25 protein-coding genes and 1 tRNA gene are annotated in these 26,039 nt (G+C 61.7%); 10 read left to right on the forward strand and 16 right to left on the reverse strand.

From position 1 onward, the window contains the following. Nucleotides 1-232 precede the first annotated feature (232 nt). Nucleotides 233-2,524: a HelD family protein gene (locus ACTU46_RS12185; RefSeq protein ID WP_443382145.1), complete on the forward strand. Its 2,292-nt coding sequence runs from the start codon at nucleotides 233-235 to the stop codon at nucleotides 2,522-2,524. 42 nt (nucleotides 2,525-2,566) lie between these two features. Here the strand turns inward: ACTU46_RS12185 and ACTU46_RS12190 are convergent, their stop codons facing one another. Beyond that, on the reverse strand, nucleotides 2,567-3,823 hold the full coding sequence (locus ACTU46_RS12190) for an alpha-amylase family protein (RefSeq protein ID WP_443382053.1): 1,257 nt from the start codon (nucleotides 3,821-3,823) through the stop codon (nucleotides 2,567-2,569). A 70-nt stretch (nucleotides 3,824-3,893) separates the two neighbouring features. Here ACTU46_RS12190 and ACTU46_RS12195 point away from each other — a divergent pair, with 70 nt between their 5' ends. Continuing rightward, entirely contained in the window at nucleotides 3,894-4,499 is a 606-nt protein-coding gene (locus ACTU46_RS12195; protein WP_443382055.1) for a TetR/AcrR family transcriptional regulator, read from the forward strand. Nucleotides 4,500-4,604: 105 nt separating this feature from the next. On the opposite strand, the gene ACTU46_RS12200 is transcribed toward ACTU46_RS12195, so the two are convergent. From ACTU46_RS12200 to uvrB, 3 genes are all read right to left on the reverse strand, one after another. Then, nucleotides 4,605-5,048, reverse strand: coding sequence for a universal stress protein (locus ACTU46_RS12200; protein WP_443382057.1), 444 nt, complete (start codon nucleotides 5,046-5,048; stop codon nucleotides 4,605-4,607). A gap of 90 nt (nucleotides 5,049-5,138) precedes the next feature. Further along, nucleotides 5,139-5,591, reverse strand: coding sequence for a universal stress protein (locus ACTU46_RS12205; RefSeq protein WP_443382059.1), 453 nt, complete (start codon nucleotides 5,589-5,591; stop codon nucleotides 5,139-5,141). A 105-nt stretch (nucleotides 5,592-5,696) separates the two neighbouring features. Next, nucleotides 5,697-7,796 (reverse strand): excinuclease ABC subunit UvrB, encoded by a 2,100-nt coding sequence (gene uvrB / locus ACTU46_RS12210; protein WP_443382061.1) that lies wholly within the window; start codon nucleotides 7,794-7,796, stop codon nucleotides 5,697-5,699. A gap of 228 nt (nucleotides 7,797-8,024) precedes the next feature. Between uvrB and ACTU46_RS12215 the strand changes: the two genes are divergently transcribed. Then, nucleotides 8,025-8,603: a hypothetical protein gene (locus ACTU46_RS12215; protein WP_443382063.1), complete on the forward strand. Its 579-nt coding sequence runs from the start codon at nucleotides 8,025-8,027 to the stop codon at nucleotides 8,601-8,603. 172 nt (nucleotides 8,604-8,775) lie between these two features. On the opposite strand, the gene ACTU46_RS12220 is transcribed toward ACTU46_RS12215, so the two are convergent. The 5 genes from ACTU46_RS12220 to rpsA form a co-directional block, all read right to left on the reverse strand. Next, on the reverse strand, nucleotides 8,776-9,252 hold the full coding sequence (locus ACTU46_RS12220; RefSeq protein ID WP_443382065.1) for an FABP family protein: 477 nt from the start codon (nucleotides 9,250-9,252) through the stop codon (nucleotides 8,776-8,778). A gap of 80 nt (nucleotides 9,253-9,332) precedes the next feature. After that, complete coding sequence (locus tag ACTU46_RS12225; RefSeq protein WP_443382067.1) at nucleotides 9,333-9,515, reverse strand: hypothetical protein; 183 nt, start codon at nucleotides 9,513-9,515, stop codon at nucleotides 9,333-9,335. A 93-nt stretch (nucleotides 9,516-9,608) separates the two neighbouring features. Then, nucleotides 9,609-10,220 carry a dephospho-CoA kinase gene (gene coaE / locus ACTU46_RS12230; RefSeq protein WP_443382069.1) on the reverse strand — a complete coding sequence of 204 codons (612 nt, stop codon included), beginning with the start codon at nucleotides 10,218-10,220 and terminating at the stop codon, nucleotides 9,609-9,611. 87 nt (nucleotides 10,221-10,307) lie between these two features. After that, complete coding sequence (locus ACTU46_RS12235) at nucleotides 10,308-11,540, reverse strand: hypothetical protein (protein WP_443382071.1); 1,233 nt, start codon at nucleotides 11,538-11,540, stop codon at nucleotides 10,308-10,310. Nucleotides 11,541-11,717: 177 nt separating this feature from the next. Beyond that, on the reverse strand, nucleotides 11,718-13,181 hold the full coding sequence (gene rpsA, locus ACTU46_RS12240) for a 30S ribosomal protein S1 (protein WP_443382073.1): 1,464 nt from the start codon (nucleotides 13,179-13,181) through the stop codon (nucleotides 11,718-11,720). Between the two features lie 198 nt (nucleotides 13,182-13,379). Between rpsA and ACTU46_RS12245 the strand changes: the two genes are divergently transcribed. Continuing rightward, nucleotides 13,380-14,147, forward strand: coding sequence for a class I SAM-dependent methyltransferase (locus ACTU46_RS12245; RefSeq protein ID WP_443382075.1), 768 nt, complete (start codon nucleotides 13,380-13,382; stop codon nucleotides 14,145-14,147). 98 nt (nucleotides 14,148-14,245) lie between these two features. Here ACTU46_RS12245 and ACTU46_RS12250 read toward each other — a convergent pair whose 3' ends face one another. From ACTU46_RS12250 to ACTU46_RS12260, 3 genes are all read right to left on the reverse strand, one after another. Next, the gene (locus ACTU46_RS12250) at nucleotides 14,246-15,286 is read right to left on the reverse strand and encodes a winged helix DNA-binding domain-containing protein (protein WP_443382077.1); all 1,041 of its coding nucleotides are present in this window, start codon (nucleotides 15,284-15,286) and stop codon (nucleotides 14,246-14,248) included. Next, nucleotides 15,286-17,937, reverse strand: a complete 2,652-nt coding sequence (polA, locus tag ACTU46_RS12255) for a DNA polymerase I (protein WP_443382147.1) — start codon at nucleotides 17,935-17,937, stop codon at nucleotides 15,286-15,288. The genes ACTU46_RS12250 and polA overlap by 1 nt, the downstream gene beginning before the upstream one ends. A 117-nt stretch (nucleotides 17,938-18,054) precedes the next feature. Then, on the reverse strand, nucleotides 18,055-18,879 hold the full coding sequence (locus tag ACTU46_RS12260; protein ID WP_443382079.1) for an SDR family NAD(P)-dependent oxidoreductase: 825 nt from the start codon (nucleotides 18,877-18,879) through the stop codon (nucleotides 18,055-18,057). A 167-nt stretch (nucleotides 18,880-19,046) separates the two neighbouring features. On the opposite strand from ACTU46_RS12260, the gene ACTU46_RS12265 reads away from it, so the two are divergent. The 6 genes from ACTU46_RS12265 (at nucleotide 19,047) to ACTU46_RS12290 (ending at nucleotide 23,497) form a co-directional block, all read left to right on the forward strand. Continuing rightward, nucleotides 19,047-19,123: transfer RNA gene (locus ACTU46_RS12265), tRNA-Leu, on the forward strand. Between the two features lie 169 nt (nucleotides 19,124-19,292). After that, nucleotides 19,293-19,589 carry a hypothetical protein gene (locus ACTU46_RS12270; protein WP_443382081.1) on the forward strand — a complete coding sequence of 99 codons (297 nt, stop codon included), beginning with the start codon at nucleotides 19,293-19,295 and terminating at the stop codon, nucleotides 19,587-19,589. A 156-nt stretch (nucleotides 19,590-19,745) separates the two neighbouring features. After that, nucleotides 19,746-20,711 (forward strand): DUF368 domain-containing protein, encoded by a 966-nt coding sequence (locus ACTU46_RS12275; RefSeq protein ID WP_443382083.1) that lies wholly within the window; start codon nucleotides 19,746-19,748, stop codon nucleotides 20,709-20,711. Between the two features lie 76 nt (nucleotides 20,712-20,787). Continuing rightward, the gene (locus ACTU46_RS12280) at nucleotides 20,788-21,723 is read left to right on the forward strand and encodes an ABC transporter substrate-binding protein (RefSeq protein WP_443382085.1); all 936 of its coding nucleotides are present in this window, start codon (nucleotides 20,788-20,790) and stop codon (nucleotides 21,721-21,723) included. A 64-nt stretch (nucleotides 21,724-21,787) separates the two neighbouring features. Further along, nucleotides 21,788-22,729, forward strand: coding sequence for an amino acid ABC transporter permease (locus ACTU46_RS12285; protein ID WP_443382087.1), 942 nt, complete (start codon nucleotides 21,788-21,790; stop codon nucleotides 22,727-22,729). A 3-nt stretch (nucleotides 22,730-22,732) separates the two neighbouring features. Continuing rightward, entirely contained in the window at nucleotides 22,733-23,497 is a 765-nt protein-coding gene (locus ACTU46_RS12290; RefSeq protein ID WP_443382089.1) for an amino acid ABC transporter ATP-binding protein, read from the forward strand. Between the two features lie 164 nt (nucleotides 23,498-23,661). On the opposite strand, the gene ACTU46_RS12295 is transcribed toward ACTU46_RS12290, so the two are convergent. From ACTU46_RS12295 to rsmD, 4 genes are all read right to left on the reverse strand, one after another. Further along, nucleotides 23,662-24,027, reverse strand: a complete 366-nt coding sequence (locus ACTU46_RS12295; protein WP_443382091.1) for an SdpI family protein — start codon at nucleotides 24,025-24,027, stop codon at nucleotides 23,662-23,664. An 88-nt stretch (nucleotides 24,028-24,115) separates the two neighbouring features. Next, the gene (locus ACTU46_RS12300; RefSeq protein WP_443382093.1) at nucleotides 24,116-24,865 is read right to left on the reverse strand and encodes a TSUP family transporter; all 750 of its coding nucleotides are present in this window, start codon (nucleotides 24,863-24,865) and stop codon (nucleotides 24,116-24,118) included. A gap of 58 nt (nucleotides 24,866-24,923) precedes the next feature. Next, nucleotides 24,924-25,409, reverse strand: a complete 486-nt coding sequence (coaD, locus tag ACTU46_RS12305) for a pantetheine-phosphate adenylyltransferase (protein ID WP_443382095.1) — start codon at nucleotides 25,407-25,409, stop codon at nucleotides 24,924-24,926. A 3-nt stretch (nucleotides 25,410-25,412) separates the two neighbouring features. Continuing rightward, on the reverse strand, nucleotides 25,413-26,039 hold the full coding sequence (rsmD, locus tag ACTU46_RS12310; protein ID WP_443382097.1) for a 16S rRNA (guanine(966)-N(2))-methyltransferase RsmD: 627 nt from the start codon (nucleotides 26,037-26,039) through the stop codon (nucleotides 25,413-25,415).

The following is a 26,039-nucleotide window of genomic DNA, read 5'->3' on the forward strand; positions in this document are numbered from 1 at the left end:
GCAGCCGCGATACGTCCGCGGAAGCAGCCGAAGGACAGTGCACTCCCTTCCCTGAAAGCCCTGGAATTGGGCCTCGGGAAAGGGGGTGTATTTTTCGCTTCCACCATTCAGACTGCTGTTTCCGTCCAGCACCGCCGGAGGTCTCTGGGGCCAGGTTTCCTTTCAAGGCAGCCGAGGAATCCTTCGGTCCGGTGCAACGTTGTAGACTGATAGCCCACATTCGGGACTCCACATCCCGAATATTTTCTTTGAGAGAGGATCCCACTTGGCTGCGGAGGAAGAGCTGAAGGTCGAGCAGGCGTATGTCGATGACCTGTTCACCCGGCTTGATGATGAGGTGACCCAGGCTAATGCCCGGATGCAGGAAGTGATGCTGCGGGTCGATCCCTCGAACCCGGATCCTGAGGCGCTGGTGCAGCGCGAGACCGAGTACCACGGGCTCAATGCCCGGCTCGACCGGCTCAACATCGCCCAACTGGGTCTGGTGTTCGGTCGCATTGACGTGGAAACTGCTGATGTCGAGAATCCGGTGCCCGGGCATCCCGGGCTGGAGCGCCGCTACATAGGTCGCATGGGACTGCTCGACCGGGAAGACAACTACCGCACTCTCCTTCTGGACTGGCGGGCTGATCAGGCTCGTCCCTTCTATCTGGCGACCACCGCCAACCCGGAGGGTGTGCAGATCCGTCGGCATCTCCGCACCCGGGGCCGCCAGGTCCTCGGGATTGATGATGAGTTTCTCGCTGGTGAGGGTGCCGGTGTGGAACGCAGTGGGGTTGGTTCTGAATCCGCACTGTTCCGGGCGATGCAACAGGCCCGTTCCGGCCATATGCGCAATATCGTCGAGACCATCCAACGGGAACAGGACGAAATCATCCGCGACACCACCCGCGGTGTGATGGTCGTCCAGGGTGGTCCGGGAACCGGCAAGACCGCCGTCGCCCTGCACCGGGTTGCCTATCTGCTCTATACCCACCGCGATCAGCTCGCGAAGTCCGGCGTACTCATCATCGGGCCGAACCGCACCTTCCTCGACTACATCTCCCGGGTGCTGCCGGAGCTGGGGGAAACCGGCGTGGTGTTGGCCACCCTCGGCGAGGTCTATCCCGGGGTGTCCGGTACCGCCCAGGAGCCACTCCTTGCCCGGGAGATCAAGGGATCACTGGAGATGGTCGAGATCCTGCGCGAGGCTGTCAAGGACCACCAGCTCCTGCCCGATGAGCCCGTGGAGCTGCGGGTGGGTTCCCTGACCTTGCTGTGCGACGCCGCAATGGTCAAGTCCTCCCGCACCCGGGCGCGGCGTTCCCGCCAGCCCCATAATGACGCCCGCAAGATCTTCAATGAGCACCTGCTCGAGCAACTGGCACAGCAGCTGGCCGAGAAGATCGGCGCCGACCCGCTGGGTGGTAAGAATCTGCTCAGCCGCGCCGACATTGATGAGCTCCATGATGAGTTGGCGGCGGAACCCGCCGTGGAATCCCTGCTCGACGAGCTCTGGCCCGAACTCGAGCCCACCGAGGTGCTCCGGGGACTGTTGGAGGATCGTGATGCCATCAGCAGTGCCGCCCGTGATTATGACGAGGAAACCCAGGATGCGCTCCACCGTGATGAGGGTTCGACGTGGGCACCTTCGGATGCCGCCCTGCTCGATGAACTGGCGGTGCTGATCGGAATGCCTGATCCGGAGCAGGCCCGCGTGCAGGCTGAGAGTCGGCACCGGGAGATGATCGAGGATGCTCAGGACGCCCTGGATATCTTGAGCGGTTCCGCCTCCACCGATAATGATGATGACCAGTACGAGGCCGAGATCCTCAGTGCCCATGATGTTATTGATGCCGAGACCCTGGCCCAGCGTCAGGAGGTCCGCGATATCCGCTCCACCGCTGACCGGGCGAAGATCGACCATACCTGGGCTTATGGTCATGTGATCGTTGATGAGGCCCAGGAGCTCAGTCCCATGGATTGGCGGATGGTCATGCGTCGGAGTCCCTCCCGTTGGATGACCCTGGTGGGCGATACCGCCCAGACCGGCTCCCCCGCGGGGGTCGATTCCTGGCATGAGGCCCTGGCGCCCTACGTCAAGACCCGTTTCCGGCATCATGAGCTCACCGTCAACTACCGGACTCCGGCGGAGATCATGGCGGTGGCGCATAAGATTCTGGCCGTCATCGATCCGATGGCCCAGCCGGCAACCGCGATCCGGGAGGCCGGCCGCCATCCGGAGCAGCTTCCGGTGGGCACCGATCCGTGGGAGGTGGCGGCCCGGCTCCTGGCAGAGGATGCCGAGCGTATGGTCGCGATCATCATCCCTGATGAGCGCCGCCAGGCCACTCCCCCCGGTGTGGATCCCGCGATTTCGGTGCTCGGTGTCTCCGAGGTCAAGGGCTTGGAGTTCGACCACGTGATCGTCGTCGATCCCCTCGCCCTCATCGAACAGAGCCCGCAGGGTTGGCAAGACCTCTATGTAGCGGTCACCCGTACCACGCAGACGCTCACCCTGATCGGCGATATTCCGGAACTCTAGGCTCCCCGGCTCTTGGGGTGGGCACTCCGGTTCAGCCTGCCGCTATGAGGCGGACTGCCGCCAGAGCACCTTTCCCTGGTGATCCCGGATGAGTACCCGGGATTCACCCTTGGCTGGTTTGAGGTTGAGGGAGACCTCGATTACCTCGGCGGGATCGGTGCCCACCACCTGGTAGCGGCACTGGGTGTTATCCAGATCCTGCATCTCCAACATGGAATCATGCAGCCAGGGGTGTTGGCGCCGCAGGGCGATCAGCTCCTGATGTGCCCGGTGGATCTCCGAGCCCAACGGGCTCAACTCCGAGGGATGATCCGGAAAAGCCGGCCGCACCGCGTCATCGCCTCCGACACGCTCCTCCTTGACTCCGGTGAAGCCCTGTTCGTCTCCGGCATAGATCGAGGGCACCCCGCCGACAGTCATGAGGATCGCCAGTGCCGTCACCGCACCCTGCGGCCCGAGGTTACTGGCGATGCGGGTGACATCGTGATTACCGATGAACGTCTGCGGGACAAAAGATTCCAGGAAGTGGTCATGCCGTTGCAGCGCATGGTCGAGTTCGTAGAGGTTAGCGTTCTTCAGGCTGGACCAGATGCCCTTCCAGAGTTCATACTGGGTGATGGAATCGATTTTGGCGTCCCAGCTGATTTTTGCATAGTCGCCGTGGATGACCTCACCCAGAAACCAGACATCAGGATGGCTCTCCCGAACCCGGGGGAGCACCTCCGCCCAGAACTCCGGATCCACGGAGTAAGCGGCATCCAACCGCCACCCGTGGATGCCACGATCAAGCCAGTAGTTCATCACCTCAACCACATGCTCGCGGGTTCCGGGGTCGTCGTGGTTGAGCCGAACCAGGGTCTCATGCCCCTCGAATACCCGGGGTTTAGGTCCTCCATCGGCTTCCCAGTCAATGTCGAAACGGGCGGCTTTGGCACTGCCGGGACCCTCTCGCAGCGCCTGCTGCACATCAGGGTGCTCCCGGCCCACATGGCTGAACACTCCATCGAGGATCACCCGCAGCCCCCGGTGTTTGGCTGCTGCGATTAGTTCGGTGAAGTCTTCCTCGGTCCCCAGGCGCGGATCGATCTGGAATTGATCGAGCAGATCATAGCCGTGGGTCTGGGAGGTGAAGACTGGGCCAAGAAGTAGCGCATTTGTGCCCAGATCCACCACATAATCAAGCCAGTTCAGCAACTTTCGCAGCCGTGGCTGGGGAAATACATCCACTTCCCTGATGGGCGCGCCGCAAAAGCCCAGCGGATAGACGTGCCAGAAGATCGTGTGCTCGCTCCAGTCCATGAAGCCCCTCCTATTGAATCCAGTTCACTAACGTTAGTGAGAATAGTTCACTAGTGCTATTCTGGCAAGCATGACCCGCACTGACCGCCGCCCCAGAAAGCGCCTCGATCCAGATGCCCGACGCGCCGCAATCCTCGAGGCGGCGGCCTCCCAGTTCGCCACCACCCCCTATGACCGGGTGAAAATAGCCGCGATCTCCGAGCAGGCCGATGCCTCGGACGCTCTGATCTACCGCTACTTCCGCAGCAAGGAAGGACTCTACGAATCAGTGCTGGAGCAGGCACTCGAGGAGCTTTCCCGACATCGCGATCAGGCGTTGAGCCAACAACCTGCGGGCAGCTCGATCCGGGACCGGATCCAGGTGGTCACCGCAGTTCATCTCGAGCACCTCGCCGGAATCCCGGGGCAGATCCCACTCCATAAGTCCGGAGCCGAACCCACTGGTGCCACTGAACTCCGTGCTGAATCCGAGGCTGAGCTCATCGAGCTGCTGCACTCCGAGCTCAACCCCAGTCAACAACTGCGCCATGAATTCGCACTGCATGGCTACCTCGGTTTTCTCAACAGCGCCGGTGCGCACTGGGCTTCCCAGGGCTGCACGGAAGACGCCCGCTGGGCGCTTATCGACGCCGCGTTGGGCGCGCTCGAGGGCGCCCTCGGCGACTGGGCCGCCTGACTTCTCCCGCCCGCGAAATACCGCAGCTCCCGTGGTCAGATACCGAATTCGGCATCTGCGCCACGGGAGCTGCGGTTGTCTACCAGATCCCCCCCCGGGGATGAATTAGCTGACGGTGTGAACGATCATCACATCACAGTCCGACTGGCGTGCGACATCCGCCGGAACGGAACCCAGCAGACGGCCGGTCAGGGAATTGATACCACGATTGCCCACCACCAGGAGATCAGCCTGGTGATCGTTGACGATCGACATCAACGCCTGCACCGGGGTGCCGGAGCGGACGGCGGTCTCGATCTTTTCGACACCGAAGGACTTGGCATGAGCAGCGGCGGCCGCAAGGTTCTGGTTCGCGACCTCATCACCGAGCACGGTGATGGAATCCTGACGCAGGGTCTTGGAGGCATCCTCCTTGGTCTCGTAGAAGGCAACGCCGACAATGAGGGTCGCATCAAATGCTGCGGCGATCTTGGCGGCACGCTCAACTGCCAGCAGGGAGGACTTGGAGCCGTCGGTGCCGACGACAATCTTTCGGTAAGTCTCGCTCATGGGACCCTTTCCCTCGTGAAATTATGGTGGGTGTTCTTTAGCTGATAAGTCTATCAAGTATCCTCAGAATCAACCGGAGAATAGACGCAACTAACGCCCATCAGAGGTGTTGACCAGCATCACGTCCACGTGTGCCTTACGGGACACTCCCGTCGGGATGCTTCCGAAGACACGTCCCGTCAGTGAGTTGACACCCCGGTTCCCCACCACCAGAAGGTCAGCCTTGACCTCATCGAGGGTGTGGAGCAGCGCCTCCACCGGAACTCCGGACACGTCGCGCAGTGTCACCCGCTGTGCGCCTTCAGTTTCAGCGGCCTGCTGAGCCTCGCGCAGGAATTCCTGCGCGTTCTCCTGACTGACCACCGGGATGGAGGTGGCATCAGCTTGGCGGGATCCCAGCAGTGAACCGGTGTTGTTGAAGTAAGCGCAGATAATAACCAACTCAGCCTCATAGACAGTGGCCAGGCTGGCCGCGGTCTTGACTGCCTCCAGTGCAGAATCGGATCCATCGGTGCCCACTGCAATTGTGCTGTACTTCTTCATGTTCCTCTGATTTCCTGTTGTTGAAGTTTCTTCTGGATCATCCTAGCGCCGCGAGGGCCCTCGGTGCCGGTGGTTTGCCTGACCGACTGTCACTGGTGTGAGCGATTAGATACCGGCATCCTTGATCCCGCGCAGCTCCTTCTTCAGCTCCACGATCTCATCTCGGAGGCGGCCGGCGAGCTCGAACTTCAGCTCCCGGGCGGCAGCGCCCATCTGGGCGCTCAGGTCGTCGATAAGCTTCTGGACCTGTTCCGTGGGCATGTTGGAGATATCGGCCTTCTCCGCCACCGCGGCGTCACCACCCGCGGACGTCTCCCCACCCGCCCCGGTGTTTTCATAGACCTGGTCGAGGATATCGGCGATCTTCTTCCGCAGGGGTTGCGGATCGATACCGCGTTCCGTGTTGTAGGCGACCTGCTTCTCGCGTCGGCGATCGGTCTCTTCGATGGCATTCTGCATGGAGTCGGTGATTTTATCGGCGTACATGATCACCTCGCCGGAGACGTTTCGGGCGGCACGGCCGATGGTCTGGATCAGGGAGGTCGTCGAGCGGAGGAACCCCTCCTTGTCGGCGTCGAGGATCGCCACCAGCGACACCTCGGGCAGGTCAAGGCCCTCGCGAAGCAGGTTGATACCCACCAGCACGTCGTACTCGCCCAGGCGCAGCTGCCGCAGCAACTCCACGCGTTGCAGGGTATCGATATCAGAGTGGAGGTAACGCACCCGGATACCATTCTCCATGAGATATTCGGTGAGATCCTCCGACATCTTCTTGGTCAGCGTGGTCACCAACACGCGTTCATTCTTCTCCGTTCGCTGACGGATCTCGTGAATCAGATCATCGATCTGCCCCTTGGTGGGCTTGACGGTGATCTTCGGATCCACCAGACCGGTCGGACGGATCACCTGCTCCACGAACTCACCGCCGGCCGCAGCCATCTCGTATTTGCCGGGGGTCGCGGACATATACACGCACTGTCCCTTGCGCTCCTCGAACTCCTCCCAGGTCAACGGGCGGTTATCCATGGCTGAGGGCAACCGGAATCCAAATTCCACCAGGTTACGCTTTCGCGACATATCCCCCTCGAACATACCGCCGATCTGTGGCACCGTCACATGGGACTCATCGATGATGGTAAGAAAGTCCTCGGGGAAATAGTCCATCAGGGTGGCCGGTGAGGTGCCCGCTCCACGTCCGTCGATATGGCGGGAGTAGTTCTCGATACCCGAGCAGAAACCGACCTGTTCGATCATCTCCAGGTCATATTCGGTACGCATCCGCAGCCGCTGGGCCTCCAGCAGCTTGCCCCGGTTTTCCAGGCTGGCCAAGCGCTCGGCGAGCTCCGCCTTGATCTCTGCAACGGCCTTCTCCATTTTCTCCGGACCAGCCACATAATGGGTCGCCGGGAAGATGCGGATCTCCTCAACCTGGCGGATGATGTCACCGGTCAACGGATGGATGTAGTACAGCGCGTCCACTTCATCACCGAAGAACTCCACCCGCACCGCCAATTCCTCATAGGCCGGAATGATGTCCACGGTATCGCCCTTGACCCGGAAGGCACCACGGGTGAAGGCGATGTCATTGCGGTCATACTGGATATCCACCAGCAACCGGAGAAAACGGTCACGGTCGACCTCCTCCCCCACCTTTAGCACCACCGAACGGTCCAGGTAGGACTGCGGGGTGCCCAGGCCATAGATGCAGGACACCGAGGACACCACCACGACATCGCGACGCGAAAGTAGGGAGGAGGTCGCCGAGTGACGCAGCCGCTCGACATCCTCGTTGATCGAGGAATCCTTCTCGATGTAGGTGTCCGTCTGCGCGATATACGCCTCCGGCTGGTAGTAGTCGTAATAGGAGACGAAGTACTCCACCGCGTTATTGGGCAGCAGCTGGCGAAGCTCATTAGCCAGCTGTGCCGCCAAGGTCTTGTTCGGTGCCATCACCAGAGTGGGCCGCTGCTGCTTCTCGATCAACCAGGCAGCGGTGGCGGACTTACCGGTACCGGTGGCACCCAGCAGGACGATATCCTCCTCGCCACGATTGAGCCGCTCATCGAGCTCCTTGATCGCGGCAGGCTGGTCACCGGCGGGCTGGAACTCCGAGATGACCTCGAACTTCGCATCAGAGCGCTCAATCTCACCGACCGGGCGATGTTCGGAATGGGACAACACAGGATGTTCAGCAGCAAAAGCCATACCCCACAGGATACGCCGATCGGGGGTGCTTATCGACGACCGCGGTGATGCTGGCTTCCCGGGGCGGTGCGGCGCCGCGGTACTTGAGGTGAGAACCGGTGTCCTTCGCTAACTGGAAAGTCGTGCTGAAGGTGCCCCGAGCGCTGATGACGATGTCATATCGATTGGCCAGCAGGGCCGGCAGCACCCGAGCTCTGGTTTAGGCTTTTCCCAAGGAGCGTGATCAGCGTGAAGAAATACTTCCGACCCTTCCCAACCAAGACGACCTTGGCAGCCTTCATCCTGGGAGCCACCGCCCTTGCCGGCTGCGCCAGCGAAGAGACCACCGAAACCGTCACTGCAGGTCCCACCTCAGCCACCACCCCTGAAAGAGATCCGGTGGAAACCTCTGATACCTGGGTAGGAATCCCCGGTAGCCGTTTTGTCGGGGAGATCACCGAGGTCCACGAAACCGATCCCGCCCCCTTCTCCTCCGCACTGATCTTCCCCGAGCAACCGGGCCTGCAGTTCCAGGGCCCGGACGGCACCTACTGCGAGATGTACGCCGAGGAGGATCCCCTCGCCATGTGTGCCCATGAGGGTGAGGGGGACATCAATGCGGTCTCGGTCCACCAGGGTGAGCCAGCGACCACCCACAACGTCAACCGGATCTTCCTTCCCCATGAGCGGACCCAGGTGCTCCAGCCCGGATCCCGGCTTGTTCATGGCCCAGTCAGCTGCGCCGTCCCGGAAGGTGAGGTTCGCGTGATGTGTGCGATCGACTTCTACAGTTTCGCGGTGAGTCGGGAGGGCCTGGAGCTGAGTTAGGGGAGAAACGCTTCCCACTGCGGCAAGCTCACCCCAGTGGGAAGCTCAGAGAGACATCCGCAGTGCTTGAGGGTCCATCTCAAGACCGATGCCGCTGATCTCAGGGAAATAGTGGCGGGTCGGCCTCAGGCATTTTCCCGCCCACCAAGACCCGCGGTTTTCCCAAATGCCGCTACTTTTCCTTAACCAATCGGCTGTGCAGGTGTTGTTGCATCGGCTGCCCGGCGGCTGCCATTCCGAACTTGGTGACCACCTCGGTGCGCTCCGCATTGAAGGTGTAGGACCGCGTCGTGGCTTCCACCTGCTTGGCAGTGGATGAGCTGGCTACCACCGACTTCTCAAAGACAAAGAGCAGGCCCTCCGAACGAACCTCACCTTCGAGCAGTTCGGTCTGCCCGGTTGGCTGCGCCAGGACCATCTCCAGGCGGTTTTCACTCACTGGGCGGAGGTAACCCACTTCAGTGTGCATCGGCCCCTGCGGGCCCATGGTCTTCTGTCCATAAGAGAGGAAGGGCTTGCCCGGGACAGCGGCAAAATTCAAGGTTTCGGAGTAGGCGAACTCGCTGATGGTGGGATACATTCCCCGCCCCTCGCCGGTCCAGATGCCGATGAGGAACTCAAAGGGCTGCACATTCGGGTGAAGATCCATACCTCAGGATCTTAGACCAGAAACTTCCTGTCGGGACAGACTTGAAAGTTGCTGCCGTCCCTGTCTGGACGGGGAGTTCTTCAGCCAGCTGGTTTCGCTGGTTTGGACATTGCCACGGTGATCACCCCGATCAGGATAACCAGTAACCCGGCCACCAGGAGACTGATCCAGCCGTCCTGACCTTCACCAGTATTCAGGAGGTTCCGGCTGAGGCCGAGTGACATCATGAGCCCTGCCATTGCTGCGATGAGGAAGGTCTTCATGGCTTCAAGGGTAGACCCATCCGGAACCCCACAACAGCCCCTGAACATAGCCCCTGGGGACCACCCGAGTGAGAAACTCCCGAGGAAGTACGACTAGGATTCAGCCGCCACCCGCCGGTTAATCTCTGCCACCACCGCATCCACCTGAGGAATCAGTTCTTCCCGGGCACCATTGTTGTCAATGACCATGTCAGCTGCAGCCAACCGGGTGGCATCATCAACTTGCGAGGCGATCCTGCGGCGGGCATCATCGGCGTCCAGACCCCGGGTGCTGGTGAGCCGTTGCACACGGGTTTCCAGGTCCACATCAACGACAATGACCATGCCCATTTCCAGGTGGAGGCTTTTGTCCACCAGGAGCGGCATGTCATAGATGACAGCAGGTTCCCCAGCCTTCTCATAAGCGATGAAACGCTCCCCGACCATGTCCTCGATCGCCGGGTGGGTGATCGCATTGAGGGTCTCGGTGCGGGTCCGGTCCACAAAGGCCCGACGAGCCAGCTCACCCCGGTTCAGGGTGCCATTCTCATTGAGAATATCCTCGCCGAAGGCCTCCGCCAGCCGCTCAAGTGCGGGTTCTCCCGGTTCGACGACATCGCGGGCAACCTGATCAGCGTCAATGACGGGAAAACCCCGTTCGATGAATAGTTCAGCGATGGTGGATTTTCCGCTACCGATGCCACCCGTGAGTCCGATTCTCAACATACCCCTGACTCTAGTGGATCAACCAGCGCTACAAGTGGGACAGCAGAATTCATTCCGACTGCCTGCTAACCTTCCGGATCTACCACCTCAGTAACGCGAGATGGGGCGGTCGCCACCGAGGTTCGCGCTGTGCCGCATATTTTCGTAGCGCCGGGCGATGAGATAGCGGGGAGGATTGATCAGGAAGCGCCAGGGGCGCACGTCGGCATCCACCAGCACTCCTCTCCCCCGCTCATAGAGGATGATCCACCACGTCAGGAATATCGCGACCACGATCCCCACGGAGATCGCCAGCCACCAGCCCTCGCCGGTGAAGACGTAGAAGGCACCGATGGCCATCAATATGACTGATCCCAGCATCAGGATGCCGCCATGTATCTGCAGATGCAGCAGGCGCATGGCCACTGAGCCGACTCCCGCTGAGATCAGCGTCGCGGTGATGGCGAAGAGGACGAACCAGAACACCTGGTTTCCACTGTGGAACACATCGCCATAACCGGCTTCGGTGGCGAAGGCCCCCACCGAAGTTTGCAGTCCCACAGAGAACAGCAGGGCATAGATCACATACCCCAGGAGACCGAATACCGTGGATCGACGGGTCAGGTGGAGCACCGGAAATGTCTGCAGCTTCATGCGGCTCTGCAGAAGCTCAAGACGCTCTGCCGACTCTTGGGCATTCTCCTCTGCCTGCCGCCGGAAAAACCCGGTCTTCTTCCATTCCGGCATGGAGGCGAAGGTGGCTAGGAGGAGTAGATAGGACACCACAAACATGAAGAGGTTTCGCGGATGGAGGATGCCCTGGGCATTCTCGAAGAAGATGCTCCAGCCGATCCCGCGTTCATCAACGGCTCCTGGATCGGCGGCCTTCAGGGCGAGCTCGGAGAGGGTGAACAACACGGAGAGCCCCATCACGGCCAGCGCGGAACCAAAACTGGCCAGCAACGCCATCTCAGCCTGGTTGGTGTAGGTCCGCAGACTTCGCGCCAGCTCATGGGCTTCGTGCTCATCCTGCGGGACTTTAGAGGCTAGCGAATCCGCTGAGCTGACCGTCGAATTCAACTGAACCGTCGAAGAAATCAGGATCGCCGTAAACAAGGCCGCATAAGCCACCACATCTGCCATCTCAAGATTGAGCCTGGTGAAAGGTTCAATGCCTTCGGGTAGCCGGAGCCAGCCAATCCACCCGGCACTCCCACCATAGGCGTAGGCGATGGCCACGACGGTGCTCCAGATGATGAGCACCCCGAAAAGCCCGGTGATCCGGATCAACGTGCCGGCGATCCCGGGGGTGCGATGGTGAGTTGGGGTGTGCGGAGTCAAGGCTGCCTCTCTTCAACAAGGGGCAATCACCATAAACCTGAGATTTCACCCCGGAAACTCTGTGTAAGTTCAGAGTCTACGTGGGAAACCTGACCCCACGACCTGAGGGGAACTCACCCGGCGGATTTTAGGCATGCAAAAAGGGCCCGGGATAACCCGGGCCCCAATTACTTAATCTTAGTTGCCGGCCAGCTTCTCGCGCAGAGCAGCGAGCTGCTCGTCGGAAGCCAGGGAACCACCGGTGGTCTCAACCTCTGCGTCCTGGGAAGCCGGAGCAGCTTCCTCAGACTCGGAGGAGTAGTTGGTGGCGGACTGCTCGGCAGCCTCAGCCGCTGCGACACGGTGACGCTCGATCTGAGCGGTGTGCAGCTGGAAGCGACGCTCGGATTCTGCGTAGCGCCCCTCCCATACCTGACGCTGCTCGTCGAACTCCGGGAGCCATTCGTTGGTCTCGGCGTCGAAGCCCTCAGGGAAGATGTAGTTACCCTGATCGTCGTAGGAGTCGGCCATGCCGTACTTGGACGGGTCGAACTCCTCGGTGTAGTCCTCGTCAGCCTGCTTGAGGGACAGGGAGATACGACGACGATCGAGATCGATGTCGATGACCTTGACCATGGCCTCTTCGCCGACGGTGACAACCTGGTCCGGAACCTCGACGTGGCGCTGAGCCAGCTCGGAGATGTGGACCAGGCCCTCGATCCCCTCTTCGACGCGAACGAACGCACCGAAGGGAACCAGCTTGGTGACCTTGCCCGGGACGATCTGACCCACAGCGTGGGTGCGGGCGAAGACACGCCACGGATCTTCCTGGGTAGCCTTCAGCGACAGGGAGACGCGCTCGCGGTCGAGATCGACGTCGAGCACCTCCACGGTGACCTCATCGCCGACGGTGACAACCTCAGATGGGTGGTCGATGTGCTTCCAGGACAGCTCGGAAACGTGAACCAGGCCGTCGACGCCGCCGAGATCGACGAAGGCGCCGAAGTTGACGATGGAGGACACGACGCCCTTGCGGACCTGGCCCTTCTGCAGCTGGTGCAGGAACTCGGAGCGGACCGCGGACTGGGTCTGCTCGAGGTGTGCACGGCGGGACAGGACAACGTTGTTGCGCTGCTTGTCCAGCTCGATGATCTTGGCTTCGAGCTCCTGGCCGATGTAGGGCTCCAGGTCGCGGACGCGGCGCATCTCAACGAGGGAAGCAGGCAGGAAGCCACGCAGGCCGATGTCGAGGATCAGGCCGCCCTTGACGACCTCGATGACGGTACCGGTGACCGGCTCGTCGTTCTTCTGCAGTTCCTCGATGGCACCCCATGCACGCTCGTACTGAGCGCGCTTCTTGGAGAGGATCAGACGACCTTCCTTGTCCTCCTTGGTGAGAACAAGTGCGTCGATCTCGTCGCCAACCTTGACGACCTCATCGGGATCGACATCGTGCTTGATGGAGAGCTCGCGAGAGGGGATGACACCCTCGGTCTTGTATCCGATGTCGAGCAGGACCTCGTCGCGGTCCACCTTGACGACGGTGCCTTCGACGATGTCACCATCGTTGAAGTACTTGATGGTCGCGTCGATCGCGGCGAGGAAGTCCTCAGCGGTGCCAATATCGTTGATGGCAACCTGAGGGGCGTTGTTGGTGGGCATATGTAATTTGCTCCGAAATGGATAGGAAATAGAATATGGACAGGAACGCATCTCTCCTACTCCCTGACCGATCAGGGATTCAGATCTCACTCCGCTGCGTTTCAGGCCCTCCTATAGAGACCGGACGCACACCAGCGCGTAGATACGGCCCCCCCAGACTAGTGGGTTTCCCCAGCATGAGCAAATAGAATTCACACCATGCCTAACTCTTTCCCACCATCACCTTCCGCACCACAGATCTCCGAGGCGAATCGGACCCATTGGGATGCAGACGCAGACCACTATCATGAGTCACATCCGGAGTACCTCGCGGGCTTCAACTGGTGTCCTGAGATGCTTTCCGAAGGCGAAGCCCGACTACTCGGCGATGTCAGTCACGCCCATGTTCTGGAGATCGGCTGCGGTTCCGCCCCCTGCGCGCGCTGGCTGGCTGCGGACGGGGTCGGTTTCATCTCGGCTTTCGACCTCTCGGCTGGCATGCTCGCCAAGGCCGGCACGGATCACGGGGTCGCACTGGTTCAGGCCGATGCCACCTCCCTGCCCTACCGGGATGACTCCTTTGACGTGGTATTTTCGGCCTTCGGGGCAATTCCCTTTATCGCCGATCTCGGGGTTCTTTTCAAAGAGGTCGCCCGGGTTCTCAAACCAGGCGGCCGATTCGTCTACTCGGTCAATCACCCGATGCGGTGGATCTTCGTCGATGACCCGGATTCTCTACAGGTCTACGCCAGCTACTTCGAGGAGGGTTACACCGAATTCGATGAAGATGGCACCCCCACCTATGCCGAATTTCAACACAAGGTCGGCGACCACATCCGGGCACTGGCCGGTGCGGGATTCATTCTCCAGGACATGATGGAACCGGAATGGCCCGAACAACTAACCCAGAATTGGGGGCAGTGGTCACCGGAACGCGGCCGGATCTTCCCCGGCACCGCGATCTTCAGTTCCCGGCTCCCTGACTAACCTGAGACCGTGTGGGGCAAGACGCTGGCGGAGCACCCTGTGTCCTCCGGACGCTGAACTTATCGACGCCGAGCCCAGCGACCCTGCGTTCGAGGTGTTCAGATCCGGTGTCCGGGGAACTCTCGGAATCTCCGTCTGATCCCGGGCTCGGCGTAGGCGGGGATTCCGGCGTAATCCTCGAGCTGGAGTTTTCCGTTGATCTGCTGCCAGGATCCGCGGACCACCCCGTCGACCACCACCGCCTTGCGGAAGATGCCCATGTTCCGGGGAACCAACCGGGCGTGGGAGTCCTCAGACATGGCGAACATGCGGTCCCGGTAGCCGAGGATATATTCGTCGAAGGGCGGCAGCAGATGAGGCTGCCTGAGGGTGCTCCCCTGCCCGCAAACCTCATCCTGGAGACCGATCCGGGCCCAGCGACCGTGTTCATCTACCTCCAGATCCGGGGGCAACGCGGCGAAGGCCCGCCGGATCTCAGCTTTGGGAAGCTTGGACCACCAGGCGAAGTCCTCCATGTCGGCTGGTCCGTGAGTGCGCAGGTAGCGGGTGGCCAACTCCAGGACGCCCGCATCGCGGTCACCGTTGAACCGCTGTTCCAGTCCCGGACCGAGTAACCCGGCCGCCGGTGTGATCAGCTGTCCGGATCCGGCGTAGACCGCCACCCCGCTGATCATGAGCAGATATCTCAGCATGTAGAAGGTCCCAGAGGTGGCGCCCGGGATCTCCCGGGCCACCAGTTCCCGGAACTGTTCCTGGGTCAGCCCGGTCGGGGCATCGATAAACGCTGTGGTGACCCGCTCGATCGAGGCCTCATCCGCCCCCACCTTCCGGCACCGTTCCTTGGTCCGGTTGTAGGAGGGGCCGGCGCAGAGCTCACTGAGCCAGGCCATGTCCTCAGCCGTTGCGAGGAAGACCGTACCGCGCATCGGATAGGCTCGTACCAGCTCCCCCGCGTCGAGGCTGGCGTGGAGAGCTTCCATCGAGACGTCTGCGGTACGCAGGGCGACCGAAGAAAACACGGTGGGTTCCTGCCCCTGCATCAAGCCGAAGGCACGGACCGCCGCCAGCGGGCTGACGTAAGGACGAGTGACCAACCCCTGGGCGAGCAGCCTGGCGCGGGCGAGTGGACGGTTAGGCATCAGTGTGCCGCAGTATCCCAGTCGCCGCCGTCCCCGGCCGAGACCTCGAGCGGCACGGCCAAGGTAATCGCGCCATCCATTTCCTGCTCCACTATGCTGCGGACCTGTTCGAGTTCTCCGGCTGCGATCTCGACGACAAGTTCATCGTGAACCTGCAGCAGGACCCGGGACTTGACCCCGGCCTGGCGAAGCTGACGGTCAACCCGGATCATGGCGACCTTGATGATGTCGGCCGCGGTGCCCTGGATGGGTGCATTGAGCGCGGCACGCTCCGCATTCTCGCGGGCGACCCGGTTATCGGAGGTCAGCTCCGGTAGATAGCGTCGACGCCCGAACAGCGTCGAGGTATAACCGGCCTGGCGAGCCTGGTCGACAATTTCAGAGAGGTAGCGCTTGACTCCGCCGAAGCGCTCGAAGTAGCTCTCCATGGTTTCTTTAGCTTCTGCCGGAGAGATATTGAGCTGTTGGGAAAGACCGAAGGCGGAAAGTCCGTAGACCAGGCCATAGGACATGGCCTTGACGCGGCGACGTAGATCCGGGGTCACCCCGTCGATGGGCACGTCGAAGACCTTGGAGCCGACGTAGTTGTGCAGATCCTCGCCAGCCTGATACGCCTCGATCAGTCCGGGGTCGCCGGACAGATGCGCCATCACACGCATCTCAATCTGGGAGTAGTCAGCGGTCAACAGGGTTTCATAGCCCTCGCCGACGATAAAGGCGGAGCGGATCTTGCGGCCGGCTGGGGTACGGACCGGGATATTCTGCAGGTTCGGATCAGTCGAGGAAAGCCGTCCCGTGGAGGCCACCGTCTGATTGAAGGTGGTGTGAATCCGACCGTCACCGTTGACGGCCTTGATCAACCCCTCCAGGGTGGTCTTCATCTTCTGGTACTCGCGGTGTGCGAGCAGATGATCGAGGAAGGGGTGCGGGTGTTTGACCGCAAGCGCCTCGATCTCCTTGGCTGCGGTGGAGTAACCGGTCTTGGTCTTCTTGGTCTTGGGTAGGCCGAGAGTCTCGAAAAGCACCACCTGCAGCTGTTTCGGGCTGGAGAGGTTGAGGGTGGGATCCTCGGCCAGCTCACGGGCCGCGCCCTCCTCCTCGGTGACGGATTCAATGAAGGAATCCAGCTGCTCCTCCAGGGTTGCCACATCCACCTTGATGCCAGCAGCTTCCATGCGGGCAAGGATGGGCACGAGGGGAAGTTCCAGATCGGCATAGAGCTCGAAGCTGTCGATCTCCTGCAACAGGGTGGTCAGTTCTGCCGCGAGCTCGATGATCGCCGCGGCCTGATCCACCAGCGCACGAGAGTCTTCCCCACTGTCGAGCAGACTGAGCTGGCCGGTGGCGGCCTCCTCCGGGGCGGCGAGCTGTCGTTGCAGGTGACGCTGGTAGACATCCTTGAGTTCATAGGTGCGCTGGCCGGGACGCAGCAAGTATCCGGCAATGGCGGTGTCATGGCTGATGCCATTGAGATCAAAGCCTCGGCCAGCGAGCATATGGAAGACCGACTTGGACTCGTGCAGAATTTTCGGGGAGTCCGAGGCCAGCCACTGGGCCAGCGCCTTTTCCTCTGCCACCGAGATTTCCGCGAGATCGACGGCGAAGGCGCGGTGATCGGCGTCGATAAGCGCCAGGGAGTCCGCATCGCCGGTAGCGGGTGTGCCGATACCGGACACCGCCATGGCCAACGGCTGTCCCGCTCGGGCTGAGAGCCAGTCGCTGAGCGAGCCGGTGTCGACGACTGCATCCACTGCGGCCTCAGACTCCTCGGAAGTGGTCCCCGCATCAGCTTTGACGGCCGAAAGGATGCGCTCACGGAGATTGGTGCCGAACTGCAGCTCATCAAAACGCTCGGCGATATCGGCGACATTAGCCGCCTGTGGGACCAGATCATCGGGCCCGACCGGCAGGTCCATGTCGATGACCATGGCAGTGAGCTTGCGGTTGAGTTTGACCTGGTCGAGTCGCTCCCGGAAGTTCTCGCCCACCTTGCCCTTGATCTGATCGGCATTGGCCAGGAGATTATCCAGGGAACCGTATTGGACGATCCACTTGGTCGCGGTTTTCTCGCCGACGCCGGGAATATTGGGAAGGTTATCGGAGGGGTCTCCGCGCAGGGCGGCGAAGTCCGGGTACTGCTGCGGAGTCAGGCCGTACTTCTCCGCTACCGCTGCCGGGGTGAAGCGGTGCAGGACAGACACACCACGCATCGGGTAGAGCACGGTGGTGTGCTCATCAACGAGCTGAAGATAGTCGCGGTCACCGGTGACGATGACGGTTTCATAGTTCAGCGGACGGGCCTCAGTGGCCAGGGTCCCGAGGATGTCATCGGCCTCGTAGTTCTCCTGCTCCAGGGTCGTGATGCCCAGGGAGTGCAGCACCTCCTTGATCAGCCCGACCTGCCCCTTGAATTCCTCCGGGGTGGCCTCCCGTTGCGCCTTATAGGCCGGGAACATATCGGTACGGAAAGTTTTGCGGCCGACGTCAAAGGCGATGCCCACATGGCTCGGCTCCTCCTCCTTGAGGATATTGGCCAGCATCGAGAGGAAGCCGTAGACAGCATTGGTGTGCTGGCCACCGGTCGTCGAAAAATTCTCGGCCGGCAGGGCGAAGAATGCCCGGAAGGCCATCGAATGGCCATCGATGAGCAGGAGTCGCGGCCGCTCTTGCGCGCTGTCGGTCGTGTTCTGATCGGTATTCTCACTCACCCTGCCGAGTCTAGGTGACCCGGTGGACACGACGGGCGAAGCCTCAGGTCTAGCCGGGGATCACCAGCGGATGGCGAGCATCTGGGAGCTCAGCTCCCAGGTCCGTTCAGCGAGTCGCGGGTTGCCGGCCTGAGTGTTAGTTCGGGCCGGCTTCCGGTTGGCGCCGTAGAACTTCCCGGACTGCCAGTCCACTCCGGGTGAGCCGTTGATGAAGTGTGCCAAGGTCTCCCCGCCCTTCTCCGGCGAGGCCAGGAACCGGGAGCCGATCCCGTGGTAGATCCGTTGCATCACACCCTCGGATTCGGCACCGAAGCTGGTGGCGATGAGCCCCGGATGGAAAGAGACCGCAGACAGCCCCCGATCATGGAATCGCTCGTGCAACTGCTGGGCAAAAATAATGTTGGCCAGTTTCGCATTGCCATAAGCCAGGTTCGAGCGAAAGTTCCGCCAGGTGTTCAGATCATTGAGGTCCAGGTGACCGAAGAACCTGGCCGCGACGCTAGCGGTGTTGATCACACACGCATTACTCGCGATCAGTGTGTCGAAGAGTAGCTGCGTCAACAGGAATGGCGCGAGGTGATTGACCTGGAAGGTCCGCTCGAAGCCGTCCACGGTGCGGACTGGCCCGGAAAATAGCCCACCGGCGTTATTCGCCAACACATCAATGCGCTCATATCGCTGGTTGAGGGTCGCCGCCAATTCCCGGACCTGATCCAGTTCGGTGTAGTCGACGAGGTGGTACTCAGCGCCGAGTCGCACAGCGATGGCCCGGGTGCGCTCCGGGGACCTTCCCACCAACACCAGCTTGTCACCTTGATGTGCCAGTTGGGTGGCTGCTGCCGCACCAATTCCATCGCTGGCTCCGGTGATGAGGATCGTGCGCATGCTAGTTCTCCCTCGACTTCCTCAAATACCTCTGAATTAAGTGCCGTTGGGCGGCGCTGCCGCCCAGTGTAGCGTCGGTTTCCACGCCGGATTGAGGCTTCAGGGGAGGGTGATTGGCGCCGGAACTTTGAATTGGTCTAAACTCTCCTTACACAACCTGGAAATCAGCCCTAGTAGCCCAATCGGCAGAGGCAACGGATTCAAAATCCGTCCAGTGTGGGTTCGAGTCCCACCTGGGGCACCATAGACAGCGGAAACGCTGGCGTTTCCCCGGGATCATCAGTACTGGTGATCCCGGGGTTTCCTGTTTCCGGGGCAGGTCAGGGTGAGGTCGGACATAAAAGCGCACTCAGTGCGCCAACAGGATACCCTTATCCGGTTAGTAGTCCCTGATCATCTAAGGAGTTTCTCCCATGCGCCGTTCCCTCATCGCCTTGGCCACCGCACTCACCCTGACCTTCGGAGCCCTCCCGGCCGCCACCGCCGCCGAGGGTCTGGGCAGCTCCCAGCAGCTGGAGCAGCAGCTCGAGGAACTCCCCGCCGAGCTCAAGATCGGGTCCAGCGCCGCCGAGGATCTGAGCGAAGGCGATAATACCCAGGATGAGACCGTCAACGGCAGCCTCGACCTGGGCAAGGACTGGCTGATCGGCGCCGCTCTGATCACTATCCTGGGTGGACTGATGAACCTGCTCGCCGGCGTGCTGAGCTAAGCCGCAACTGCCGCCGAGGTGGGCTGCTCCGCGGCGTCGATAAGCCCCTCCCCTCCCCGGTGCCGCCCAGATATTGCCCGCGGCGGAGCGTGGTGGCCTACACTATCCGTTCGATCCTCCACCCACGTATGAACAGAACGGGACCTTGACGACGCTATGACGCCGATACCCCAACACGTATATCCGAGACGTGCACGAAACACCCCCCTCAGCATCATCTTCAACCTGCTCCGCGGTGCCCTCATCGGTATGGCCGAACTCGTCCCGGGCATCTCCGGTGGCACCGTGGCCCTGGTGGTCGGAATCTACGAGCGGGCCCTGGGCACCGGCAACGCGCTGATCGACCTCGTGAAGGTTGCGCTCAAGGACCGCACCAAGCTGGGCGCTGCCATGGCCCGGGTGGACTGGCTCTTTCTCGGCGCGGTCGGCGTCGGCATGGTGGTTATGGTCTTCACCATGTCTTCCATCCTCTCCGGATTCGTGGACGGCCACCCCGAGATCTCCCGGGCACTGTTCCTGGGCATGGTCGCCATGTCCATCATCGTCCCCCTCGGCATGGTCGACCCCGCGGACCTGCGCAAGAAATTGCCGCTGGCCATCCCCGCCTTCATCATTGCCGCAGTCGTCACCTTCATCGGTACCGGTTTCACCTCGGCCCCGCAGGAGAACCCGCACCTGATCATCATCTTCTTCGCTGCCGCAGTCGCGGTCTGCGCACTGGTGTTGCCGGGGATCTCCGGCTCCTTCTTCCTGCTGGCGGTCGGCCTCTACGGCCCGGTGATGTCTTCGCTGTCCAATCGTGAATGGGATGTCATCGGGGTGTTCATCCTGGGCGCACTCATCGGGATTATCAGCTTTATCAAGGGACTGACCTGGATTCTGGATAATTACCGCACCATGACCCTGGTGATCATGTCGGGTCTGATGCTCGGCTCCCTGCGCGCGCTCTGGCCCTGGCAGGACGCCGATGCCACCCTGCTGTCCCCCTATGGCACCAGCTCCGAGATCTGGACTGTGGTCGGCATGGTCGTCCTCGGTGGGGTGGTGGTGCTGGCGGTCATGGCCATCGAGAAGTTCGGCCCGAAGGAGGCCGTCGTCCTCGAGGCGCAGGACCCGGCTTAAGCTTCTCCAGTGGTATCAGCCGCAACCTGTTAGTCCGGTTCCAGCCGGAGTACAGGGTGCGGCTACAATTTTGCCCATGGATCAACCACTTTCACTACTACGGCGCCGGATTTTTCCGGCGGGGGCCATCCTCACCTCCGCCCTGGTGCTGAGTGCCTGCGTGACCAACGTCGAGCAGGGCAATCCGGAGGGCTGGGAACCCATCCTCCCGGCTGAGGTTCCCGAGATCGCCGCGCTGGTACCTGAGGAGATTTCCGCCCGGGGTGAGCTGTCAATGGGTACCAACCCACCCTTTGCGCCTTTCGAATTCAAGGACCCAGAGGGCGGGATCATCGGTATGGAAGTCGACCTGGCACGTGCCGCAGCATCCGTCCTGGGCCTGCAGCTTCGCCCGACCGAGCAGGACTTCGCCATGATCCTGCCTGCGGTGTCCGCCGGTACCTTGGATTTCGGTGGCTCCGGCTTCACCGATAACCCGGAACGCCGTGAGAACTACGACTTCGTTAATTTCCTCTACGCCGGGGTCCAGTGGGCTCAGCAGCCGGGCGATAACATCGACCCGGACAATGCCTGCGGGTTGACTGTGGCGGTGCAGCGCACCACCGTCTCCGAGACTGAGGATGTCCGCCCCAAGTCCGAGGAGTGCGTGGCCCAGGGCAAGGACCCGATCGAGGTGCTGGCCTATGACTCCTCGGACAACGCCGCCACCGCACTGGTCCTGGGACGAGCCGACGCCTTCTCCGCGGACTCCCCCATCACCGCCTGGGCCGTCGAACGCTCCGAGGAGCGGATGGAACTGACCGGTGAAATGTTCCAGGCAGCCCCCTACGGTTATGCCTTCAACAAGAACTCCGAACTCGCCTTCGCTTTTTCCCGGGCGCTGCAGTACCTGATCGAATCCGGTGACTATGCCGAGGTGCTGGCCCAGTGGAATATCGAGGAGGGACTGCTCGAGGAAGCCCTGATCAATGAGCAGCCGATTCCGCCCGTCGAGGACTATCTGAACCCCTGAGAGCATCTCCACTCTGAGCGCTGAGCGACCGCAGCCTCTGAAACTTCCTAGAAAGACTCCTGCCATGACACATACTTCCACTGCGGGCACGGCTGCCCCCATCAAGGCCGTCCCCCTGCGTCACCCTGGGCGGTGGATCGCCGCCGCGATCATCGTCGCCCTCTTCGCCTGGTTCCTCATCGGTGCCGTGACTAATGAGGCCTACGGCTGGGACACCTACCGTTCCTATCTCTTTGACACCCGCATCGCCACCGCCGCGTTGCACACCATCGCGCTGACGGTGCTCTCGATGATCATCGGTGTGGTCCTCGGTGCCTTCATGGCGATTATGCGGATGTCCCCCAACCCGGTTCTTCAGGGTGTGTCCTGGGTATTCCTCTGGGTCTTCCGCGGCACCCCGGTCTACGTCCAGCTGGTGTTCTGGGGTCTGCTTGGTTCGCTGTACCAGACCATCAATGTCGGCTTCGCCGAGCTGGACCTGCAGGGGCTGCTCTCGAATATGTTCCTGCTGGCCGTCATCGGTCTGGGGCTGAATGAGGCCGCCTACATGGCCGAGATCGTGCGCTCCGGAATCCAGTCCGTCCCCGAGGGACAGCTCGAGGCTTCCAAGGCACTGGGCATGGGCTGGTGGATGACCATGCGCCGCACCGTCATGCCGCAGGCGATGCGGATCATCATCCCGCCGACCGGCAATGAGCTGATCTCCATGCTCAAGACCACCTCGCTGGTGGTGGCCATCCCCTACTCCCTGGAGCTCTACGGCCGTTCCATGGACATCGCCAATGCGCTCTTCGATCCGGTGCCGATGCTGCTGGTCGCCGCCACCTGGTACCTGGTGATCACCTCGGTCCTCATGGTGGGCCAGTTCTACCTGGAGAAGTACTTCGAGCGCGGCGCCACCCGCGAGCTGACCGGCCGGCAGCTCGCCGCCCTGGCCGATGCCGAGGGCGCGCTGCCCGGCAATATCACCATCATCAACGAGCCCACCAACCGGAAGGGGCAGTAAATCATGAGCACCCCCATGATCCAGGCCCAGCAGGTCCACAAGAGTTTCGGCCAGCTGACGGTGCTCAAGGGCATCGACCTGACCGTGAAACCCGGAGAGGTTACCTGCCTGATCGGCCCCTCCGGCTCCGGCAAGTCGACGCTGCTGCGCTGCGTGAACCACCTGGAGAAGGTCACCGCCGGCCGGCTCTACGTCGACGGTGAGCTGATCGGTTACCGGGAGAAGGACGGCACTCTCTACGAGATCTCGGAGAAGGACGCCTCCCGCCAGCGCGCCGATATCGGTATGGTCTTCCAGAGTTTCAACCTCTTCCCCCACCGCACCGCCCTGGAGAACATCATCGAGGCCCCCATCCACGTCAAGGGGATCCCCGCCAAGGAAGCCCGGGAACGGGCCATGGAGCTGCTCGAGCAGGTCGGTCTGGCGCACAAGGCCACTGCCTACCCCGCCCAGCTCTCCGGCGGTCAGCAGCAGCGGGTGGCCATCGCCCGCGCGGTCGCGATGGAACCGAAACTGATGCTTTTCGACGAGCCGACCTCCGCCCTGGACCCCGAACTGGTCGGTGAGGTGCTGCGCGTGATGAAGGACCTGGCCAGGCAGGGCATGACCATGCTCGTGGTCACCCATGAGATGAACTTCGCCCGCGAAGTCGCCGACCAGGTCATCTTCATGGCCGATGGTGTCGTCGTGGAGGCCGGCACCCCGGAACAGGTGCTGGGTGACCCGCAGCAGGAGCGCACCCGGGCCTTCCTCTCGAACCTGCATTAGGTTTAAGTGCCCGGCCCGAGATCAGGGCCGGGCACCAGAATCGAGGCTCCGGGAATCGGCGGCTCCCTCTCTTGCAGGGTCCCTGAGCGGGTGGCACTACCGCACGCAGCATCGCTGCGGACCGCGGTGTTCCTCTCTCAAACCTGCGTGGTTGAATCCCCTCATCATGGGGCGGCTTGCGCGGCCTTATTGGCCGCACCAGAAGCAGCAAGCAACACGATGATCTCAGCCAGCATCCCGCCCAGCCCCACGAACACGCCCCAATTCCCACCGAGGAAAAAGTGGGTTGACACTGCACCAACGATGGTGACCGCAGCTAGCCACCCGATGCGGTACACCATCGGTAGCGCAGCAGCGTGACCCGCCTGCCAGGCAGCATCAGATCGCTGGGTGTGACGGGTTCTAATCCCGGCAGAACCATGTCTTTTCATCCGCCCGTCCGCAGCCATCCGGGTGACAGCGATACAGACCACGGCAACGAGCACCACCGAGAACAAGAGCATCACCATGCCCGCTAAATCTGACTCCATGATCATTCTCCTTGGTTAAATGAGCTGCCCGGAAAGTCGATATCCGGTCGGCATCCCGAAGCCGGCTCAGACCGGGGGCGAGGTAGCTTCAAGCCCCCAACATTCCCACGGTCCCACGCAGCAGCACTGAGACCCCGCCAGCGGTTGCCGCCATCAGAGCAATCCGGCGGGCGGTGGTCCTGGATACCCGCTCGCTCAACAGGCTGCCGGCCGCGATTCCCAGGAGGATCGCGCCCATTCCGACCACCCAGATCCAGGGGTCGGAATCAGCGGGGTTACCTGCCCCGATGGCGGTCTTGATCACCACCGAGAGCAGTGCCGCCAGGGCAAAGATCGGCTGCAGGGTAGCGGCATATTCCCGCTGCTCCCAGCGGGCGGCCTGGGCATAGACGGTGATCGCCGAGCCTGCCAGCCCCGCCACCGTGTTCATGAATCCGCCGGCGATACCGGCGGCGTAGACCGGTGCCCGGCCGCTGACCTCAGGAATCAGCCGCGCCCCGAAGATCGTCATGCCCAGGCCGAGCAGCAGGAGCGAGCCGACGATAACCTGGAGCACGTCCACGGGAGCCTGCTGTACCAGGATCGCCCCGGGGATGGTGCCCAGGATCAGCACCGAGCACATCATCGCACCCCTGCGCCAGTTGATGTCGCGCCAGACGGTGCTCATGATCAGCAGTGCGTTGATCACCGCCAGCACGTTGACCACCATGATGCCAGCCACCGGCCCCATGGCGAGGCTGAGCACAGGACCAGCGACCATCCCCATCCCCATCCCGGCGACCCGTTGCAGACAAGAGCCGATGAGGATGATCCCGAAGACCAGGAGCAGGGTAGACATCTATTCTTCCGTCTCCCCTACCTGTCGTCTGTCTTCAGCGGTCGAGGATCACCGGTGTTCAATCCTCGAGCTGCCGGTACCTCTTCTTCGCAGCTTCAGCCACCGCTTCCGGCAACAGCCCGGAGACATCGCCGCCGTACTTCGCCACCTCTTTGAGCAGACTTGAGGAGACATAACCGTATTTCTCATCGGTGAGCAGGAAGAAGGTGTCCACCCCGCTGAGTCGGCGGTTCATCTGTGCCATCGGTAGCTCATACTCGTAGTCCAGGGAACTTCGCAGCCCCTTGACCAGGGCACCGATTCCATTCGCGGTGGTGTAGTCGACCAGCAGGCCGGCCCAGTTGTCCACCCGAATATTGGGCAGGTCGGCGGTGACCTCACGGATCAGGTCCATCCGCTCTTCAATGGTGAACAGTCCCGACTTCTTTGCCGGATTTCCGGTCACCAGCACCACGATCTCCTCGAAATGGGCGGCGGCCCGGGTGAAGATGTCCAGGTGTCCAACGGTCACCGGGTCAAAACTACCCGGGCACACTGCCTTCATCGATTAACCTTCCAGGTCTTCATTGTCATGGTCTTCATGGTCACGGTCATCCTCGGCGCCATCCCGGTGGAAGACCGCCATGTCCATGCGGGCGATACCGTAGGTACGCTTCTTTAGTTTCTGGGTGGTCGGCACGAAATCTGCCGGCCACGCCGTCTCCGGCGAGTCTACGTGGCGCTCCACGATGATCGCGGCACCATCGATCAGCGCCGGGCGCAGCGCCTCGAGCATCGCCCGGACAGCATCATCAGCCAACTCATAGGGTGGGTCGGCCAGGACCATGTCGAAATGCTCCTGCGGAGCGGAGGCGAGGTAGGTCGAGCACTTCATCTCGGCGACGCTGATGTTCGGATGCCCCACCACCGTCATATTCGCCCGGATGATCGCCGCGGCCTTCGGGTCGCTTTCCACGAGGACCACTTCATCGGCTCCCCGGGAGGCGGCCTCCAGACCCAGCGCGCCGGAACCGGCGAAGAGATCAAGGACGCTGGCGCCCTCGAAGCCGAAGCGGACCTGGAGGGAAGAGAATAGTCCTTCCCGGGCGCGGTCACTGGTGGGACGAGTCCCCGCCGGGGGGATGTCGAGCTTACGGCCACGAGCCTGACCGGCGATGATACGGGTCTTTCCCAT

The organism is Corynebacterium sp. A21 (assembly GCF_052266655.1).
Classification (GTDB): Bacteria; Actinomycetota; Actinomycetes; order Mycobacteriales; family Mycobacteriaceae; genus Corynebacterium.

What these genes read in the sequence shown, in the direction of transcription:
- ACTU46_RS12195 (WP_443382055.1), top strand. Translation starts at nt 3,894, where the DNA reads ATGACCCGCACTGACCGCCGCCCCAGAAAGCGCCTCGATCCAGATGCC.
- ACTU46_RS12260 (WP_443382079.1), bottom strand. Translation starts at nt 18,879, where the DNA reads ATGCGCACGATCCTCATCACCGGAGCCAGCGATGGAATTGGTGCGGCA.
- ACTU46_RS12285 (WP_443382087.1), top strand. Translation starts at nt 21,788, where the DNA reads ATGACACATACTTCCACTGCGGGCACGGCTGCCCCCATCAAGGCCGTC.
- ACTU46_RS12200 (WP_443382057.1), bottom strand. Translation starts at nt 5,048, where the DNA reads ATGAGCGAGACTTACCGAAAGATTGTCGTCGGCACCGACGGCTCCAAG.
- ACTU46_RS12245 (WP_443382075.1), top strand. Translation starts at nt 13,380, where the DNA reads ATGCCTAACTCTTTCCCACCATCACCTTCCGCACCACAGATCTCCGAG.
- ACTU46_RS12225 (WP_443382067.1), bottom strand. Translation starts at nt 9,515, where the DNA reads ATGAAGACCTTCCTCATCGCAGCAATGGCAGGGCTCATGATGTCACTC.
- ACTU46_RS12190 (WP_443382053.1), bottom strand. Translation starts at nt 3,823, where the DNA reads ATGGACTGGAGCGAGCACACGATCTTCTGGCACGTCTATCCGCTGGGC.
- ACTU46_RS12220 (WP_443382065.1), bottom strand. Translation starts at nt 9,252, where the DNA reads ATGGATCTTCACCCGAATGTGCAGCCCTTTGAGTTCCTCATCGGCATC.
- rpsA (WP_443382073.1), bottom strand. Translation starts at nt 13,181, where the DNA reads ATGCCCACCAACAACGCCCCTCAGGTTGCCATCAACGATATTGGCACC.
- ACTU46_RS12250 (WP_443382077.1), bottom strand. Translation starts at nt 15,286, where the DNA reads ATGCCTAACCGTCCACTCGCCCGCGCCAGGCTGCTCGCCCAGGGGTTG.
- ACTU46_RS12295 (WP_443382091.1), bottom strand. Translation starts at nt 24,027, where the DNA reads ATGGAGTCAGATTTAGCGGGCATGGTGATGCTCTTGTTCTCGGTGGTG.
- ACTU46_RS12280 (WP_443382085.1), top strand. Translation starts at nt 20,788, where the DNA reads ATGGATCAACCACTTTCACTACTACGGCGCCGGATTTTTCCGGCGGGG.
- rsmD (WP_443382097.1), bottom strand. Translation starts at nt 26,039, where the DNA reads ATGGGAAAGACCCGTATCATCGCCGGTCAGGCTCGTGGCCGTAAGCTC.
- ACTU46_RS12300 (WP_443382093.1), bottom strand. Translation starts at nt 24,865, where the DNA reads ATGTCTACCCTGCTCCTGGTCTTCGGGATCATCCTCATCGGCTCTTGT.
- ACTU46_RS12275 (WP_443382083.1), top strand. Translation starts at nt 19,746, where the DNA reads ATGACGCCGATACCCCAACACGTATATCCGAGACGTGCACGAAACACC.
- ACTU46_RS12270 (WP_443382081.1), top strand. Translation starts at nt 19,293, where the DNA reads ATGCGCCGTTCCCTCATCGCCTTGGCCACCGCACTCACCCTGACCTTC.
- ACTU46_RS12290 (WP_443382089.1), top strand. Translation starts at nt 22,733, where the DNA reads ATGAGCACCCCCATGATCCAGGCCCAGCAGGTCCACAAGAGTTTCGGC.
- coaE (WP_443382069.1), bottom strand. Translation starts at nt 10,220, where the DNA reads ATGTTGAGAATCGGACTCACGGGTGGCATCGGTAGCGGAAAATCCACC.
- coaD (WP_443382095.1), bottom strand. Translation starts at nt 25,409, where the DNA reads ATGAAGGCAGTGTGCCCGGGTAGTTTTGACCCGGTGACCGTTGGACAC.
- uvrB (WP_443382061.1), bottom strand. Translation starts at nt 7,796, where the DNA reads ATGGCTTTTGCTGCTGAACATCCTGTGTTGTCCCATTCCGAACATCGC.
- ACTU46_RS12205 (WP_443382059.1), bottom strand. Translation starts at nt 5,591, where the DNA reads ATGAAGAAGTACAGCACAATTGCAGTGGGCACCGATGGATCCGATTCT.